We start from the raw sequence: 15529 nt of genomic DNA on the forward strand, positions 1-15529 counted from the left end.
TCGCAGGTCGTGCGCGTGTGCGCTTCTCCTCGTTTCGTGCCTCAACCCGCCCCTGGAGCCCCAGCCGTTGACGGTCACCCTCACCGCGAGCCAGGAGAGCGCGGCCGTGGGCCAGGAGATCCGTTTCCGCTACGAGTCGCGGGGCACCAACCTGTCGCAGACCGTGGTCGAATACGGCACGGGCGACACGGAGACCATCCCGTTCATCTACACCGGCGGCGCGCCCGTCAACATCAACTCGCAGGCCGGCCACTTCGACTACGCCTACGAGGAGCCGGGCACCTACGTAGCGCGCGCGACGGTGTCCACGGTCGCGGGAGACTCGCAATCAGCCACGGTGACGGTTCAGATCAGCGGCCCGTGACGCGCAGCCGCCCTCATACGTCCCCTGGCCCGCGCTGCCGGGCCCGGGGGGACTTGCTCGTCGCGGCCTTCGTGACGGCCATGGCCCTGTCGGGAAGCGCCGCGGAGGCGGTCGCCCAGTGGGTCGAGCCGCCCGGCCGAGGCTGGATGGACGTCTCGGTGTTTCACCTGGACACGCGAGACGCCTTCCACTCCGACGGCGATATTCGGGCCTTCGACCCCTTCACCCAGGGGCACGCCGTGAGCACGTCCGCGTTCGCCACGGTCGCGATGGGGCTGGTTCCCGGCGTCGACGCATGGGTGCAGGTGCCCTTCCAGCGTCTGCGGTTCGACGACCTGGGCGGCGACCGGCTGCGCACGGGCATTGGCGACACGCGCTTCTACCTGCGCATACAGCCAGGCCGCTACTTGGGCAGCGGGTTCCCCCTGGCGATCCGGGGTGGCGCGAAGGTGCCCGTGGGCGATTTCGCCGTGGACGCCGAGATCATTCCGCTCGGGGACGGTCAGCGAGACTGGGAGCTGGTCCTCGAGCTGGGCCACTCGTTCTATCCCGTGCCCGCGTATGTGAGCGCCTGGATCGGCCACCGCTGGCGGGAACAGAACCTGGAGTCGCGGAGGGACTTCGGCGACGAAGTGTTCTTTCTGCTTTCCGGGGGAATCGAATTCGGACGCCTGGGGACGAGCCTCATCGCCGAGGGCTGGGACGGAGGGGTCCCGGTCATCGAAGGGCTCTCGATCGCGACGGCATCCCGCTCCATGGTGCGCCTCACGCCCGCCCTGAGCTACCGGCTGGGAGCTGGCTCGGCGAAGGCCGGAGTCCAGATTCCTCTGCGCGGCACCAACCTGCCGGCTGGCAACACGCTGGTGATCGGCTATTTTGTGAGGTTGCGGGCGGAGACCTGACCCCGTCGAGCCCTTACTCCTGACATAGCGCGGCACGATACGCCATGAACCAATCGAGACAAGCCCCGGTCCTCCATCGCGGACTCGCTCTGACGGTCCTCACGCTCTCGCTCCTGGCTTCGCCGGGATACGGGCAGTGGATCGAACCCGAGGGCCAGGGGTGGGCCTCGTTCGCCATGTACTATCTCGACACCCGGGAACAGTTCAGCCCCACGGGCGAGGTCCGCAACTTCCTTCTGGATGGTCACGCGCAGACCGCTTCCTCTTTCCTGACGGTCGCGATGGGAATCGCCCCCGGCGTGGACATCTGGGTGCAGCCGTCCTACCACCGCCTCGAGTACGCCGACCTTGTAGGCACCCGTATTTCGTGGGGGTTTGGCGATACCCGCGTGTACGTGCGCACGGCTCCGCTGCGGCTTCTGGGCAGCGACTTCCCGTTTGCGATCCGCGCGGGCACCAAGCTGCCCACCGACTTCGAGTCGGGCACCGAGCTCATCCCGCTGGGTGACGGCCAGCGCGACTGGGAAGTGCTGGCGGAGGTGGGGCATTCCTTCTGGCCCCGGTCCTTCTACCTGCAGGCGTGGGCCGGATACCGGTGGCGCGAGGTGAAGGAGGACGGAGGCGACTTCGGTGACGAGCGTTTCTTCAACGTGAGCCTGGGCGGTGGCGGCGAGCCGCTCGGCTTCAAGATCCAGTTCGAGGGGTGGTACGGCGGGGTTCCCAGCTTCGGAGGACTCACGGGGGAGGGACAGGAGCGCCAGATGGTGCGGCTCTACCCCTCGCTGCTGGTGACCGCGGGTCCCGGGCAGGTGGAACTGGGTTCACGGCTGCCGCTGTCGGGCCAGAACCTCGCCACCGGCCCCGAGATCGTGGTCGGCTACTTCACCCGCCTCTCCCTGTAGGGCATCCGTTTCTTCGCGGAGAGCCGGTTCGCGCGGATCCCGAGGATCTGGCCGGAGTCCAGGGTTTGAGTTGAACTAGCTCACGCGAGTCAGCAACTCCGGGTCATAGAGATCCGCCACAAACTCCCCGTACCCGTTGAAGAGCTCCGTCGGCTGGGGTGTGTTGCTGGGCAGATGCCGCTCCGTCGCCTGTGACCACGGGGTTCCGACGTCCGGATTGACGTTGGAGTAGAAGCCGTACTGGTTCGGCGCGTAGTCCGACCAGAACGTCGCCGGTTGCGTCTCCGTGAACTCCACCTCCAGGAAGGCCTTCGCGCTCTTGTAGCCGTACTTCCAGGGAAGCGCGAGCCTGAGCGGGGCCCCGTTCTGCTTGGGCAGGGGCTCCTCGTAGGCGCCCGTCACCACGAAGGCGAGGTCGTTCATGGCCTCATCGAGCCGCAACGCCTCGTAGTACGGCCACGGCCAATGTGAACCGCTTTCCTGTCCGACCGCCTCTTCGGGCCGGTGGAAGCTCCGGAAGGCGACGTAGTTGGCCGATGACTGGGGCTCGGCGAGTTCGATCAGCTTGCGCAGGGGATAACCGCTCCAGGGGACGGCGATCGACCAGGTCTCGACGCAGCGCAGGCGATAGAGCCGCTCCTCGATGCCGAACATGCGCTCGAGCGCGTCGATGTCCCAGGTGGCGGGAGCATTGCACAGTCCGGAGAAGGTCACCGTCCAAGGACGGACCCGGAACGGGCCGGTCAGCCTCCACATGTTTCCGGCCCTTTGCAGGAACTCGTAGTAGTTGTTGTACGTGGACGCGACGCCGCGGTCGGTGATCGCTCGCGAGCCCAGCGTATAGGTGATATTGCGCTCCGCCGGATACAGGTCGGCATTGGGGGATGCGCAGATGGTGTGCAACGGGTCTCTCGGCGGATCGTCGTCGCACGTGGGCGGGTTGGCATCCGGCGGGGTTACGGGCTGAGTGGGATCCGCGGGATCCGGCGGCGGATCCGGCTCGACGGGATCTTCTTCGTTCGCGATGAACTTGGAACCGCACGCCGCCGACCCGAGCGCGGCCATCCCGAGACCCAGTGCGCGCACGAATTCGCGACGCCGGAGATACACCCCGTGGGGTGTCGCCTCGGATTCCGGGATTCGCCACCCGGGCGGAATAATGATGTTCGCCATGGCTTTTTCTCGTACCTCTTGTTGCGGACAGGGCCGCGGGATGTATGGGGATACCCCGCCCCCGTCACCGTTCTACGGCTCCGCGGGTTGGCAAGGTCCCGGTGTCGGAATCTGCAAGCCGGCGTCCACCGTGAAGCGCTGGCGCACGACCGACCCGAAGACACCCGTACCGTCCCCGTGGAGACTGGGAACGCGAACGATGCCCGACGGGTTGAAGGCGCCGCGCCGCACCCAGTTGATGTAGTTGCGGTCGGCGGCCGCGATCACGACTTCCGCCTGGGTTCCGAAAGGTAGTCCCTCCTGCAGGACCAGAGCCAGATCACGCCCGAGGTTGGGGCGATCGAAAAGGCCGAATTCCGAAGGGAACACGATGGTGGTATCCGCTTCCGATACGGACAGTCCCACCAGGAGCAATGGGTCTTCCTCCACTTCGATGTTCGAGTCCTCGAGCGCCGCGGTGAGGTTGATGATCTGCGTCTCGGAAATGTAGGCCCACGCGCCCTCGGCGCGGGTCCATTCCACGGTGAGGCGTTGGGCCGGTTCCAGCGAGCACATCCGGCGCCGATTGGTGCGGGGGTTCCGGAGTTCGTAGGGGCCCGGGACGCGCGTCTGTCCCGTAATGCGACCTCCGTCGGGCAGGCGAATGATCGCTTCCACGAAGGAACCCGGCCCGAAGTAGCGTGGATCCAGCGGTTGCGCGAAATAGCACGATCCCCGGAAGTCCTCCGGGATTTCGTCGCCGGCACAGAAGGAAGGGTCGGTCAGACGGAGACGAACGGTGGAGACGCGGGATTCCGCGCGCAGGAAGACATCCGCGGAGGACAGCTCCTGCGACGAGCCTCCACTCCCCAGTGTCCGATGGATCCACGCGCTGCCGGAGACACCGTCGACATCGTAGGAAAGGTAGACCTCGGCGACGACCACGTCCTCGGACTGCGCCACGGTGATCTCCTGAAGTTCGCACGCGGAGACCGACGCCAGGAGTGCCGTCAGTGCGCAGGTGGTGCCGAAGCCGCGACTCATCAGAACGTCACCTCCACGCCCACCGTGGGCAGAATCGGGAACATCGACAGGCCGGAGCGGGTCGCCGTTTCCGCGGAATAGTCGAAGAAATAGAAGAGCACGTTCCTGCGGTTGTAGACGTTGAGCACGTCCAGATGGGGCGTCAGCGTGCCCCAGCCGAGGGTGAAGGTTCGGCGCATGCTCAGGTCGAGGCGGTGATACGCCGGGTAGCGGTTTCCGTTGCGGGAGCCCAGCAACATGGCGTTGGCTTCGTCTTCCTGCATGGTGAGGCGCCCGCCCGACACGTTCTGCGGCGAGAAGTACACGAATGAGGCCAGCGGTCGGGTGTAGGGCAACCCGGTCCCCAGGTTCCACCGCACCCCGCCGCGCAGGCCCGCGGGCATGGGAATGCGCAGGACTACGTCCAGGTCAAGCCGGCGGTCGAAGATCGGTGGATAGGTATGGTCGGGCGGAGGAGTCCGGCCGCTCAGGAAGTTCGGGAAGGTGCGGGTGGCGCGCAGCCACGAAGCGGACACCCATCCGGTCACGCCCTCACCGGTCTTGCGCACGAAGAAATCGATCCCGCGCGAGCGGCCGCTGCCGGGCAACAGGTCGTCGTCGCCGCGGTTCGGGTCGTCGACCGGATTGAAGGTGGTGACGCCGTCGAACAACCGCTCGTAGGTCTCCAGCGACGCAAACCACCCTCCCGGGAAGTATGCGTCGACTCCCACCTGGACCTGGTCGGAGGCGATGTGGGGCGCCAGGTGCCCGGTGAGCACCCATACATCGATGCCGATGGGCACCTCGTCGTCGCGTGCCGAGTGCAGAAACTGGGTGAAGCGCCCCGCTGCGGCCTTCACGGCGAGGTCGCCACCCCGGAAGAACCGCTTCACGGCCAGCCTGGGGGCCAGCTGGTTGATGGGATCCTCCACGGCGGGCGCCCAACGGTCTGCCCGCAGCCCGGCTTCGACCAGCCAGTTCAACCCGCCCCTCCACTCGGCATGCGCGAAGATGCCGCCGAGCCATCCCTCGCCCGAGTTGTCCGTGAATTGGGTGCCCCCCGCCCGGACCAGGTTGAGGTGCGTCATCCGGTCCGCCGAAACTCCGCTCTTGAGCGTCCAACGCCGACCCAGGGCATGTTCCAGTTCGGCGCCCAGCGACAGCTGCGAGATGCCGCTGCTGAACTCCGTGTCCGAGAAATCGGGAAAAGCCAGGGCGGAGTTGAAGCGGGTGTAGCCTGCTCGCACATCGAGGGCGCCCCCGTCGCGGCGAGGCATGGTCCAGCGCATGCCGATGAGGTCGTTGCCCCATTCCCAGGCCGCGCGCAGGGGAAAGCCGTCTTCGTCGTCCTCATCGACCTCGGTCAGGTTGAAGACGTCGTCGCCGGTGTAGGCCGTGATCAGGATGCGGCTGCCGCCGGGCGTCCAGCCCTCCACCACGCCCTGGAAGTCCGTGAGGTGGTAGGGGACCGACCTCGGCAGCTGGTCGAACCAGGAGCGCCGGCCGGAGGCCCGCCACTTGAGACGCTGGAGCCCGAGCGTCCGCTCCATCACCGCGGGCGCCCTGCCTCCGAGAGCCGCGCGCGCGGCGAGCAGCGACACGCCGCCGCGAACGCTGAAGTCGTCGGTCCCGGGATCACTTTCGACGAGCAGCAGCGACGACACGCGGCCGCCGTGCTCGGCCGGAAAGCCACCGGAGCTCAGCTCGACCCGTCCGACCATGTCGGCGTTGAAGACCGAGAAGATGCCGCCCAGGTGGAACGGGTTGAAGATGGGCACGCCGTCCAGCAGGATCAGGTTCTGATCCGCGGAGCCGCCGCGCACGTTGAAGGACGCCGTGAAGTCGGAGGTGGACACCACTCCGGGCAGAACCTCGACCGCCCGGATGGGATCCGCTTCCGCGAGCCCGGGCACGAGACGGAGTTCCGCCTGCGAGATCTCGCGGACGGTCACGCCCGCGGTCTCCAGGAAGCGGCGGCGCTCGCGGGTTTCCGCCGTACTGACGGAGACGCCCTCGAGCACCACGGGGGTGGCGGTCAGCGTGACGTCGACCTCGATGCGCCGATCGGCGACGATCTCGACGGGTCGTACGATTTCGCCATACCCGATTCGCTGGACGCGCAGCAGATAGCGCCCGGGGAGCAGGCTCTCGATCCGGTAGTAGCCGAAGCGATCCGACTCCGCGATGCGGTCGATCTGGTCCGGCGTTTCAGGGATGGCGAGCAGGATGTTGGCGGCGAAGACCGGGGGACCATCGGAATCGACGACCCGGCCTTCCACTCCGCCGGTCTGGGCGGTGAGGACGGCGGGCAGGAGGCAGAGGACCGCCGGCAGTCCGTGGATGAATCCTCGCGAGCACCGAGAGCGGCGAGGCGCCGGACCGGCAAGGCAACGGAAATGCGCCGCCGAGTCGCAGATGCCGGTCGGAGTCTGTCGCTTCAACAAGGTGTCCCCGTGTTCGGGCGCCCGGCACTCCGGAAACCGCCGTTGCGCGATCCCCGGTTCAGGTTCATTTTGGGTTTGCGAGGTTGGCTGAAGATTCCCCCTGACAACCCCCGGTTCGCAATGTACGCAATCCGGAGCCACAACGGAGACACCCGCCGTCACGGCGGGCAGCAGTCCGTGGTCGAGGTCTGCTCGTGTCCATGTTGCGCCCCGATCCGGGGTCGGGCGGGCCGACCCATGTAGCTCCCTCACGAATCGCCAGAGGATGCTCGGAGGCCCGACCAGCGACCCGGCTGGCGGGCGTTTTTGTTTCCCCTTCGCCGAGAACGGTTTCAGGCAATCCCCTGATGGAGGAAGGTTCCGATGACGAGATGGATCGTTTCAGCGGTAGCGCTGCTCGTACTAGCTGGCGGCGGCTGGCTGGTGATGAACCCGCCTGCTCCCGTGGAGGAAGCGGCGGCGCCCCACCCGCACGAATATTCCCCGGTGGTCGCCATCGACCTGACCGCAGAGGTAGCCGGCGCGGGCGGTGACAGGCTGGTGCCCTGGGAAGTTCTCCGCCGTGACTTCTCCGGCACCTCGAGGGACGGAGGCGAGATCGACCTTGAGGAAGTGGTGCGCGGCAACCGGGTCACCCTGCTGACCTACTTCGCCGAGTGGTGCGCCAACTGCCGGTACGAGGCCCCCGACCTGGTGGCCAAGTACGGCGTGCATGGAGACGACGGTCTGATGATCATCGGGCGCAGCGAATACTCGCACCCCGACGTGGTGGACGAGTACGTAGACGAGTTCGGCATCGAGTATCCGGTCATCCTGGGGAGCCCCAATCCCGACCCCGACAATGAAGACCTGGTGCGCGTCACGACCGCCCACTTCCGCATGCGCAAGGCGCTCCTCGATCCGCGCAAATGGGGCACGCCCCTCAACATCGTGGTGGTGGACGGAGACCCCACCCGGGCTTCGATCGTGACCGGCGAGTTCTTCCCCGGAGCATTCGACGACACCTTCGGCGGATACCTGGACGGAAGCATGCCGGCGACCGATGAGGCGTCGGACATGGACCGATAGCCCGGACCGACCGACACCCGCGCAGCCTCTGACAGGGCGGGCCGGAGGGGGCGGCTGCACCATCGCCAACCCCGGGCCCGTCCGATTGCGCTGTCGTCACGCTTCGCGGGCCCCGACACCCCGTTCCCGCGCCCGCCGACGCCCGCCTATAGTGTCTCCGTTTTTCGTCGTCACCCTCCCTTGCGCTGCCGCCACGGGCGATCTATCTAGGGGTTCGTAGCAATTGCAGTAGAACCCGCTCGGATGGTCGCTTCACGGGTGCCGCCGGGCTTCATTCTCGGGGAGGAGGAAACGCCGTGGCCCGCTCGCATCAAGTCGTTACCCGCACCGCTCTCACCGCCTGCATCATCGCTGCACTCGCACCCACCTGGGCGGCGGCACAGGATCCCACTCCGGCAATGGAGTACCGCCAGACCATCATGGGCAGCCTGAACGCGCACCGGGGCGCCCTCACCGCCATCCTGAACGAGGACGTGCCCCATGAGGCTCATGTACTCGGGCACGCGCTCTCTCTGCAGCAGTTGTCGGTGATGGCCTCGGACATCTTCCCCGACGGATCCCATGGCGAAGGCTCGCGCGCGCTGCCGGACATCTGGGAGGACGCCGCAGGCTTCGGCGAAGCTCTCTCGGCCTTCCAGAGCGCTGCCGGGGCGCTGGCGGAAGCGGCGCGTGCGGGCGACATGACCGCCGTCGGCGACGCGGCTGCCGGCCTGGGCCGCACTTGCGGCGGCTGCCATCGGCCGTTCCGGGCGCGCCCCACGGGGTAGCCCCCTCGGCAACCGGCTCGACAGCTCGGGTGTGCGCGGACCTCTGACACGGGCGCATCGGTAGTAGGAGAAGCGGCGCGCCCGCCCTGGCGGCCGCATGGGGCTTGTGTTCTCGCGCGCATCTCGCGGTTGATGGACCCATGTACCTGAACCCTTGACGGAGGCAAGCACGATGAGACGAACCGGAATGAAACTCGTGATGGCGGTGGCGCTCCTCATGCTTGGCCAGGCGTGCGTCAGCACCGCCGGCGACACTCCGGCCGTGCGTCAGCTGCGCGAGACTCTCACGGGCGACCAACTGGCGCAGTTGTGCGCCGACGGCGGTCCCGTGGCCGACGCGCCGGGCGCGGCGGAGGCCAGCGTCCTCTCGGCGGAGGAACTCGACCACCTTTGCGACCGCAACGTCCGGCGCGACCCGAGTGTGATCGTGGCCGAGGAACTCGCGCCCTACGCCACCATGATGCTCGCCGACGCGATCCGTCAGCTGCGGCCCCGCTGGATGAACGTGCGCGGCGCGCCCAGCGTCGAGTTCGGCGGTGACCGCAGAGTGCCCGTCGTGCTGGATGGCGGAGCCCCGCAGGACTGGGGGATCCTCGATTCGCTACGCCCCGACCAGGTCCAGTCGGTGCGCTATCACAGCGCCGCCGACGCCACCATGCGCTGGGGAACGGGGTTTCCCAACGGGCTGATCGAGGTTTCGACCATGAGGGGCGGGGGAGGCTGAGGAGACCTGCCCTCCCGCTGACGCCATCGCCCTGAGAACAGCCGGACGCCACGCACCACGCAAGACGCCCGCCACGGATAGCCGTGGCGGGCGTCTTGCTGCTCCGGCCCCGGAGGGGCGGCGCGGAAATCGCTTCTACGCTTCTCCTAGCAGGAGATGCAGTTGTGGTTGTTGATCGCGCCCATGCTCTCCAACAGCGCGATTGCCTCCGGGTACGGGGTCACGCGCGAGACCGGACCGTTGGCCATGTCGACCGTGGTCTGACCCCGGCGGCTCACCACCATGACGTCGGCGCCCCGATCCACCAGCCACTGGATCATCTCGGTGTCTCCGCGCGCGGCCGCGTGGTGCAGCGGGGTGTAGCCGTTGGCGTCCCGCTGGTTGATGTCGGCCCCGAGTTCGAGGAGGTACTCGACCGCGGCGATCCAGTTTCCGGGGATGTGGGTGTGGGCGTTGCCGGCGAAGCCCTGGCCGTAGCCGACGCCCGAGGCGGCGTGAATGGGGTACACGGCCGGGCCTCCCACCGGGACCGGCGGCAGACCTGAAGGATCGACCTGTTCCTCATCCTCGGTGTCGCCGGTGCGCGGGTTGCGGCCCCGGCGGCGCTCGGGCTGCTTGACGGTGGCGATGTTCCAGTCCGCACCCCAGGAGCGCAACAGTTTCATGCCGTCAAGGTCGAGAGCCCGGGAGGCGCGCCAGAAGGGTGTCACGCCGTCCTGGTTCTCTAGCCCGCAGTTGCCGTTGCCGCACCCGCTGTACGTGAAGTACCAGAAGTTCTTCGTCACTTGGAAGTCCACTTCCGCACCGGCTTCGAGCAGCGCCATTGCGAGGTCGAGGTAGACCGTCTCTTGCTGCTCATGCGCCCGCGGCTGCGGGTAGCGTGACCGCGGCGACCACTGGACGTTGAAGGTGGCGTAAAGCGGCGCAACGCCGTCGACCGTGGCCAGGTTGGGATTCGCACCACGTTCCAGCAGCTTCATCGCCAGGTCGAAACGTCCGTTGATGACAGCCATCGTAAGCGGGCTGGTGTTGTCGGCCTCGGTGACGAAGTCGATGTCGGCGCCGCCGTCGAGCAGCGCCATGGCCGCATCAATGGCACCTTCCCGTGCCGCGTGGTGCAGCGCGGTCAGGCTGCCCCACTTCTGGTCGGGGGGTTGGCGGAAGAAGGCCCTTGGGTCGTCCTCATCCTCCTCTTCTTCCTCCTCGGGGACCACGCCGGCGCGCTGGACGGCGCGCGCGACCTCCAGGGCGGCCTGGATCTGAGCCGGCGTCGGCAGCTCGTTGCTGTCACCCTTGAAGGCGTCGAGCACTTCCTGCATGCGTTCGCTCGCGTAGTTGTCCACTTCGCTGCGAGTCGCGGCTTCCATGAGCGTGGTCGTGACGTTCGGGTCCGCCCCTCTCGCCACGAGAAGCGTCACGACATCCGCACGGTCGGCGGCCGCCGCGAACATCAGGGGCGTCTGCTGGGCATCGCCCGCCCTCGCGTTGACCTCTGCGCCCGCGTCCACCAGATGCTGCGCGCCCAGGGCACTGCCCGCACCCGCCACCAGGTGGAGGGGCGTGGAGCCCGTGGCCGCCACTGTGCGCGGGTCCGCGCCGGCGTCCAGCAGCACGCGAATGACCCCGGCCGCTCCTTTCCTGCCGGCTACATGGAGAGGCGTATAGGCGCCCAGACGGGTGGTGACCTCGAGGATCGCCCCCGCACTCACCAGAATCTCCGTGATCTCGGCGTTGCCGGTCTCGGCCGCCCAGTGCAGGGCGGTCATGCCGTCACCGCGCGCAGCGTTGACGTCCGCCCCGCTCGCCAACAGGGTTCGCACCGCCGTCGCATCGCCCTTCATGGCGGCGTCCGCCAACGGCGAATCCGACGCGTCCGCGGATGTGAGCAGCATGCTGACGGCGAGCGCCGCCAGCGCGTTTACGTGCAATCTCTTCTTCATGCTGACCGTCCCCGGCTTAGCGTGACTGACTTGCCTCTTCGACCGCGGTCAACACCGAACTCGGCACGTTGAACTCGCCCGTGCTGTCGCCGAAGCTGGACATTTCGTCGAAGCCGAGCTTGTGCATGACGTTCAGGAAGACGTTGGCCATCGGGGTTCCATCCGGCGCCTTCAGGTGCATGTTGCCCGCGAGCTGGCCGTTCGCGCCGCCCAGCAGCAACAGCGGGCACCGGCGGTGGTTGTGGATGTTCGGGTCTCCCATGGGCGACCCGTAGATGATCATGGTTTGGTCGAGCAGGCTCGAGTCGCCGTCCTGGCTGTTGTGCAGCTTCTCCAGGAGGTACGGCAGCAGGCCAACGTAGAACCGGTTGATGGTGTTGAAGTCGAGGATGGTCTCCTCGTTGTTGCCGTGGTGCGAGGTCGGGTGGAACGGGCTGTCGGTGCCGCTCTCCGGATAGATCCGGTTGGAGGCGTCGCGGCCTGTCTTGAAGGAGAAGACGCGCGTCATGTCGGACTGCAGCGCGAGCACCTGCAGGTCGAACATCATCTGCATGTGCTCGGTGAAGGAGTCCGGCACGCCCGCGGGCGCCTCTGGCAGCTCACGCTGCTCTCCGCTCGAGTTCTGAGCCTCGACCATCTGAATGCGGCGCTCGATCTCGCGCACGTTGTCCAGATACTGGTCCATGCGCCGGCGGTCGGTTGCGCCGAGTTCGCGCCTCAGGTAGGCGACCTCGCCCACGATCCAGTCGAGGATGCTCGCGTTCTCGCGGCGGCGCGCCTGGCGCTCCTCCGGGGTGCCGCCGGCACCGAAGAGGAGGTCGAAGGCAGTGCGCGGGTCGCGGATCATCGGCAGCGGCTCGCTCGGCGAAGCCCAGCTGATCGAGTCGGTGTAGGCGCACGAGTAGTTGTACGTGCAGCCGCCGGCCTGGTCGAGATCCTCGATGCAGAGCTGCATGGAGGGGAGCGGCGTCTCCTGTCCGAAGCGCTCGGCGAACATCTGGTCGAGCGAGGTGCCGACGTAGAGGTCGGAACTCTGGGTCTGCTTCGGATGCGCCTGCGTCAGGAAGGTGGCGCTGGAGCGGAAGTGGTCACCGCCGATCTCGGGGCCCGTGAAGGCCTCCGCCATGCGTACGTCGGTGTTGCTGACGATGGTCATATAGCGGCGCCATTCCTCGAGCGGAGTCAGCGCACTCTGGGCTGCGAGCTCGAAGTCGCGCCCGGTCTTCTCCGGCTCCCAGAGGAATTGCTTGGCGCCCCATTCGACGCTGCCGGCAGCTCCGTGTACCACCTCGATCGCGAGGAGACGCGTTTTCCCTTCCGCCAGCTTCCGAGCCGCCCACGGGTTCGCCGCGGGGAGCATGGAGTCGAGCAGCGGAAGTGCCACTGTTGCGCCCATCCCCCGCAGGAAGGTGCGGCGGGCGATGTGCTTGCCGGTGATGAATTGCATTTCAACTCTCCTGAAGCAGGTAATACGACCCGGTTTCCATCATGCGCCGATCCGTCGGGAAGGCGCTTCTGTTAGCGTTCGCTCTCCATCTCTTCTTCGGCCACCACGTCCGCCATCCTCATCCGGAACGGATCGCTCTGGATCACGCTGGTGATGAAGGAGGAGATGCGGTAGTCGTTCTCTTCGCCTTCCCGCGCGATCGCGCGCACGGTGGGCTGATCGTGGTATTCTACGCGCCGCCCCAACGCATACGCCAGTAGGTTCGTGGTGAAGGTGCGCACCAGCGGGATGGGCCGCTGCATCAGCGCGTCCCTGAGGTCTTCGGGCGCAGTCAACGGCGTACCGTCGTAGAGGTTGCCGCGGGTGTCGAGCGCCATGTTGTTCTCGCGGATGCGCCACTTCCCGGTCACGTCGAAGTTGTCGAGTGCGAGCCCGATCGGATCCATGAACTGATGGCAGGCGTGGCACGTGGGGTTGGCCCGGTGGATCTCCATGCGCTCCCGCGTGGTCAGGAAGCGTCCGTCCGTGGCTCCCTCGGTTTCCTCGAGCGCCGGAACGTCGGGTGGCGGTGGTGGCGGCGGTGTCCCCAGCAGCACCTCCATCACCCACTTCCCGCGTAGCACGGGAGAGGTGCGCGTACCCATCGACGTCAGCACCAGGATGGATCCCTGTCCCATGACGCCGCCGCGGCGGCTGTCCGGGTACTGCACACGGCGGAACTCGTCGCCGAGCACGCCCGGAATGCCGTAGTGCCTGGCCAGCCGCTCATTCAAGTAGGTGTAATCGGCGGTGTACAGGTCGAGAACGCTGCGGTCGTCGCGCACGAGGCTGTTGAAGAACATCTCGGTCTCGGTGCGCATCGCGTCGGCGAGCTGCTGGCTGTAGTTCGGGAACCAGTAGGAGTCCGGGTGCACCTTGTCGAGGTCCTGCAGCCGGAACCACTGGGCCGCGAAGCGCGGTCCGAGCGCCTCGGCCCTGGGATCGGCCAGCATCCGCCGGGTCTGTCTCTCCAGTTCCCTGTCGTTCTGGAGCCTTCCGCGCTCGGCGAGGTCGATCAGCTCGGCGTCGGGCTGGGTGCCCCAGAGGAACGCGGCCATGCGGGTCGCCAGAGCGAGGTCGCTGATTTCGTAGCGCTCGCCCGCCTTGATGTCCTCCGGCTGCGTTTCGATGCGGAAGATGAAGTGGGGGCTCGCGAGGATCGCCTGGAGCGCCCGGCGCACCCCCGTCTCGAAGCCCGAGTCACCGGCGCCGTCGTCGTAGAACGCCATCAGCCCGGCCATGTCGCGCTCGTCCAGGGGACGCCTGTAGGCGGCGCTTCCGATCTGGTCGATGATCTGCGCGGCGCACGGGCGCTCTCCCTCGGGGGTTGTGGGCCGACAGCTGAAGATGCGGCGGCGCGCCTCTGTCTCGGAAACGCTGGTGACGTTGTAGGGGCCGCTGATGATGAGGCTCTTCAGGTGCGGCAGGGTGGTCTGTCCCGGGCTTCCCCCGGCTCCGCCGGCCAGGGACCACTCCGGCGGCTTGATGAGGTCGTCGTAGGGACCGTCGATGCGGCGGACGAACGCGGCGGACACGCTGCGCTGTCCGGCGCGGATGAAGGTCGGGTTGGTCTTGATGGGCGAGCCGCCGCGGAAGTCGGCGCCTCCGCGCGGGAAGGGGCCGGCCGCCAGGAGGGCGATGGGCTCGCCGTCGATGGAGATGTCCACGTTCTCGTAGCGGGCGCTGCGCCCACCCTCGATCACCGGGGTGAGGATGTACTCGCCGTCGGCCGGGAAGTCGTGAGTGACCACGATGCCGCCGCGGGTGCCGTAGGGCGCGCCCTCCACGTATTCCCAGGCGTGCTGGGAGCCGTAGGGCGAGGTGTTGTAGGTGGCGTCCGTCGGATCGACGTTGGGGCTCCCGACCGCCAGGCGGCTCACTTCGCTGGCGGCGTTCAGGTAGGCGTCGAGGTGGGTTGGTGTGAGTGCCTGGACATCGGCGATGTTGTCGAAGTTCTCGCTCATCTGGTCGAGGGGAAGCCAGACGCCCGCATCGACCTCGATTCCCAGCAGTTCGCGGATGGCCGCCGAATACTCGGCACGGTTGAGGCGCTGGAAGGTTCGGACACCCGGATTGGGATGGCGCCGGTAGGCGTCATCCACGTTCTTCTCGAGCGTCTCGACGAGCGAAAGCAGAACCTCGGGCTCCGGCCTCGGCATGCCCGGAGGCGGCATCATGCCTGCGCGCAGCTTGCGGATCATGCGTTCCGCGAGCTGGGCATTGTCGGACGCGCCCTCGACGGTGAATTCGGCGAACGAGACGTTGCCGGTCAGCAGCGCGTCGTTGTGGCAGACCTGGCAGTAGGTGCGCACGACGGTGGTCAGCTCCTCCGTGGGCACGGACGCGGCGTGCACGGCATCCGCCGGGGGAAGAGCTTCTCCGTCGGTGGCGATGCGGCCTGAACTCGTGCCGATTCCGGCACCCGTCACCAGGAGGCCTCCGACCAGTAAAGCGCCAGGGTTGAGGATCTTCATATCCGGTGCTCCCGTCCTTGTCCTGCGAACCAACCTGTGATCGCCTGAAACCGCCGCCCGCGGGTGGGAACCTGGCTGTGGCGCCCGGACGCAAGCGCCAGACGCAACCGACCCTTCCCGTACCCTGCATGACCCCCGATCCACGGAAAACGTTGACCCCGAGGGCTCGCGTTCCGTGGATCGCGGAGACACTTCAACTAGTCTGTCAGCATAATGCGAACCGGCGGTTGCGGCAAGCACGGTTCATCATGCCCGGAAGCCACGGTTTCGGGCTCGCTTGCGG

Annotated in this window: 12 protein-coding genes; 6 read left to right on the plus strand and 6 right to left on the minus strand. The window is 67.3% G+C overall.

Going from position 1 to position 15529, the window contains the following annotated elements:
• The first annotated feature begins 67 nt into the window (after positions 1–67).
• The 3 genes from OXU32_13615 to OXU32_13625 are packed head-to-tail and all read left to right on the plus strand — an operon-like array spanning position 68 to position 2168.
• Positions 68–364 carry a hypothetical protein gene (locus OXU32_13615; protein MDE0074989.1) on the plus strand — a complete coding sequence of 99 codons (297 nt, stop codon included), beginning with the start codon at positions 68–70 and terminating at the stop codon, positions 362–364.
• A gap of 53 nt (positions 365–417) precedes the next feature.
• The gene (locus tag OXU32_13620) at positions 418–1266 is read left to right on the plus strand and encodes a hypothetical protein (protein MDE0074990.1); all 849 of its coding nucleotides are present in this window, start codon (positions 418–420) and stop codon (positions 1264–1266) included.
• A gap of 44 nt (positions 1267–1310) precedes the next feature.
• Positions 1311–2168: a hypothetical protein gene (locus OXU32_13625; protein ID MDE0074991.1), complete on the plus strand. Its 858-nt coding sequence runs from the start codon at positions 1311–1313 to the stop codon at positions 2166–2168.
• 75 nt (positions 2169–2243) lie between these two features.
• Here OXU32_13625 and msrP read toward each other — a convergent pair whose 3' ends face one another.
• The 3 genes from msrP to OXU32_13640 form a co-directional block, all read right to left on the minus strand.
• Entirely contained in the window at positions 2244–3341 is a 1098-nt protein-coding gene (msrP, locus tag OXU32_13630; protein MDE0074992.1) for a protein-methionine-sulfoxide reductase catalytic subunit MsrP, read from the minus strand.
• Between the two features lie 72 nt (positions 3342–3413).
• Positions 3414–4364: a hypothetical protein gene (locus OXU32_13635; protein ID MDE0074993.1), complete on the minus strand. Its 951-nt coding sequence runs from the start codon at positions 4362–4364 to the stop codon at positions 3414–3416.
• Positions 4364–6784 carry a TonB-dependent receptor gene (locus tag OXU32_13640; protein ID MDE0074994.1) on the minus strand — a complete coding sequence of 807 codons (2421 nt, stop codon included), beginning with the start codon at positions 6782–6784 and terminating at the stop codon, positions 4364–4366. Before OXU32_13640 ends, OXU32_13635 begins: the two co-directional genes overlap by 1 nt.
• Before the next feature lie 366 nt (positions 6785–7150).
• Between OXU32_13640 and OXU32_13645 the strand changes: the two genes are divergently transcribed.
• The 3 genes from OXU32_13645 to OXU32_13655 all read left to right on the plus strand — a co-directional run bounded on the left by OXU32_13645 (position 7151) and on the right by OXU32_13655 (position 9346).
• Positions 7151–7855: a TlpA disulfide reductase family protein gene (locus OXU32_13645; protein ID MDE0074995.1), complete on the plus strand. Its 705-nt coding sequence runs from the start codon at positions 7151–7153 to the stop codon at positions 7853–7855.
• A gap of 296 nt (positions 7856–8151) precedes the next feature.
• A complete protein-coding gene (locus OXU32_13650) occupies positions 8152–8622 on the plus strand; it encodes a cytochrome c (GenBank protein ID MDE0074996.1) in 471 nt (156 codons plus the stop codon).
• Positions 8623–8794: 172 nt separating this feature from the next.
• Positions 8795–9346 carry a hypothetical protein gene (locus tag OXU32_13655; GenBank protein MDE0074997.1) on the plus strand — a complete coding sequence of 184 codons (552 nt, stop codon included), beginning with the start codon at positions 8795–8797 and terminating at the stop codon, positions 9344–9346.
• Between the two features lie 146 nt (positions 9347–9492).
• Here the strand turns inward: OXU32_13655 and OXU32_13660 are convergent, their stop codons facing one another.
• From OXU32_13660 to OXU32_13670, 3 genes are all read right to left on the minus strand, one after another.
• Positions 9493–11286 (minus strand): ankyrin repeat domain-containing protein, encoded by a 1794-nt coding sequence (locus OXU32_13660; GenBank protein MDE0074998.1) that lies wholly within the window; start codon positions 11284–11286, stop codon positions 9493–9495.
• Between the two features lie 16 nt (positions 11287–11302).
• Positions 11303–12733, minus strand: a complete 1431-nt coding sequence (locus OXU32_13665; GenBank protein MDE0074999.1) for a DUF1552 domain-containing protein — start codon at positions 12731–12733, stop codon at positions 11303–11305.
• Positions 12734–12804: 71 nt separating this feature from the next.
• The gene (locus OXU32_13670) at positions 12805–15246 is read right to left on the minus strand and encodes a DUF1592 domain-containing protein (GenBank protein ID MDE0075000.1); all 2442 of its coding nucleotides are present in this window, start codon (positions 15244–15246) and stop codon (positions 12805–12807) included.
• Positions 15247–15529 lie beyond the last annotated feature (283 nt).

Source organism: Gammaproteobacteria bacterium, assembly GCA_028819075.1.
Taxonomy (GTDB): Bacteria; Gemmatimonadota; Gemmatimonadetes; order Longimicrobiales; family Gaopeijiaceae; genus BD2-11.